Origin of the sequence: Okeania sp. SIO2F4, from assembly GCF_010672385.1 — a bacterium.
Classification (GTDB): Bacteria; Cyanobacteriota; Cyanobacteriia; order Cyanobacteriales; family Microcoleaceae; genus Trichodesmium.
Genome location: NZ_JAAHGT010001178.1, coordinates 1 through 2,514 on the forward strand (window position 1 = coordinate 1; position 2,514 = coordinate 2,514).

Here is a 2,514-nt window from a genome sequence, read left to right on the forward strand (position 1 = left end):
GGGTCCAATGGTACGGCGGTAGGTACGGGATGACCGTAGGTTTTTGTATGACCTGCGTCTAACAATTCCATTGCTTTGAGATTAATTTCTCCCACTTGCAACCCTAGGTTTACCCAGTCGTCAAGGGTTAGGTCTTGGTTATCCAGAGCAACTAATGCTTCAGCAATAAAATCATAAATTTTTTCATCTTCTTCTCCCAACTCCATAGCGTGGAATGTGTAGGAAGCTGCTCCTTTAATTCCATAGATAACTGTTAATTTGAGAGAGAATATATCAACATTATTATCAGACTGAGCAAGAAATTTGAGGGAAACATTTTCTCCTTGGAGAGATAAACTTTCACTGTAGTCTGGTTCGTAGTTAGCTAGGGGAGAGAATTTTGTTTCAGGAATCTGAGTTTTCAAGTTTTCCCGGTGAGCGATCGCAACTTTAATATATTGAGCAAAGCTTTTTTTGTCAAAGTTAACGTTTGTCATTGTGGCAAATATTGACTCGCAGATAAAGACATCTATTTCTCTAGTAGAAATATTTAATTGTTTTGCCTGGAGTCTGACTTCTGCTAACCCCCGCAGACAGTAAACTAATAAATCTTGTACAGCGTTCAATTCCGGACTTTTGCCACAAGCTCCCCATTGGTGGCAACCTTGCCCACTGGCGGTTTGTTCGCATTGTTCGCAAAACATAGACATAATATTTTTCTCCTGGTAGATTTTTCTCTGTATAGACCTCTTGCAAAAGTTTTAATTCAATCAACTAGAGATATAGAATCAAAAATTTCATCCCCCCTATTCCCTATTCCCTATTCCCTATTCCCTGACTTCTGCAAGAAGTCTTATATTTTTACTGTAGTTACTGAGTAGAAATTTTGTCTTTGACTTAAGTCAATAATTAGTAAATTTTTGAGGTTGCTGAATAATTTGTATTTTACTTAACTGCAAACTTCTATTTTTATGATAAATCTCAAAAGTGATGGCTGTTATTAAAACTTAGTTAAAAAATCTTTTTTAAGTAGAAATTCCTACCAAGCATTTTGAAAAATTCACTAATGCTACATCACCACCTATAGCTCTACAAGTGAAAATTAAGACTTTTTTCTGTTCCCTTGATAACAAAATCTATTTTTATAGGAAAAAAGTCTAATTATCTGCAAGTTAATAACTAATAACTTTGTTTTTTAATTTCATAAATATCCGATAAAATATTGTTTGTAAAATACAAATATCACACTTTTTATATGGTAAAATTTAGCTATAAATCATTCTTATGATACTTTTTGGTAAAGCCGAGTCTACAATTTTTTTTACGTTTAATTAGACTTACAGACTTAAATAATTTCTGAAATAAACAATGAATGAGCAGATATCAAAAATCAGTCAATTCATAGCTAATACTCAAATGTTTAATAATCTTCCCTCAGAACATTTGCAGGCTGTTAGCCAAATAGCTAAACTTCAAACTTATCAAAAAAAAGAACCGATTTTTTGGGAAGGAGAAAAAGGTAGAGGCTGTTTTATTATTTTCTCTGGCAAAGTCAAAATTTTTAAATTTTCTCCTGAAGGAAAAGAACAAATTTTACACATATTTACTAGGGGAGAACATTTTGCTGAAGTGCCAGCTTTTGATGGCAAATGTTATCCTGCTTCTGCTGAAGCATTGACAAAAAGTGAGTTATTATTTTTACCGAGACAAGAATTTTTAAAACTATTAGAAAATCAGCCAACTATTGCTATTAATATGTTGTCAATTTTTGCCAAAAATTTGCGCTTATTTGCAAAATTAATTGAAGATTTATCACTGAAAGAAGTACCAGGAAGATTAGCCGTTTATTTGTTAGAGTTAAGCGATCGCTCTTCTGACCCATCAGAAATAAAACTAGATATGACTAAAAGTCAATTAGCTGCATCATTAGGTACTATTCCTGAAACTCTTTCCAGAGTTTTTGCCAAGTTAAGCGAACAAAAATTAATTTCTATAGATGGTAAATCAATTAAATTATTAAATATTCCTGCTTTAAGAGTTTTATCCGCAGAAAAAAGACATCAATAATTTCAAAGAAGGAGTCAGGAGACAGCAATTCTGGAGACAGAATAGAAGAAAATAAAACCGGATAAAATTAATTACGCTCTAGAGGTTTCTATAGCAGAAACCAGAATTTTCCAATCTTAATTTAGTTTCCGTTCCTAACACAAGCGCATGGAACTTTTTTGATAATTATTAGCCAGGAGGGTGTTAATTATTCTTAATGTTTACTTATCGCCAACTCCCCCACTCCTGATAGGGATAAGCGATAGAACTCCGTTCCGCTGACGCGACCGCTTTTATTCAGTATAAAATCTCAACAAAAATATGCTTTTATATACTTGATACTTCCTCCTCTCCCCACACTTCCCACACTTCCCCCTCTCCCCACACTTCCCACATTTATTTCCCCCTCTCCCCACACTTCCCACACTTCCCCCTCTCCCTATTCCTCTCCTGTCAAAGCATCAGTAAATGGTGCTGGCCGAGCCTGTA

2 protein-coding genes are annotated in these 2,514 nt (G+C 34.4%); one reads left to right on the forward strand and one right to left on the reverse strand.

What is annotated here, in order from left to right:
* The coding region (locus F6K22_RS38560; RefSeq protein ID WP_483244203.1) for an anaerobic carbon-monoxide dehydrogenase catalytic subunit at positions 1–689 on the reverse strand (689 nt) is incomplete at its 3' end.
* 658 nt (positions 690–1,347) lie between these two features.
* Between F6K22_RS38560 and F6K22_RS38565 the strand changes: the two genes are divergently transcribed.
* A complete protein-coding gene (locus F6K22_RS38565; RefSeq protein ID WP_293110191.1) occupies positions 1,348–2,046 on the forward strand; it encodes a Crp/Fnr family transcriptional regulator in 699 nt (232 codons plus the stop codon).
* Positions 2,047–2,514 lie beyond the last annotated feature (468 nt).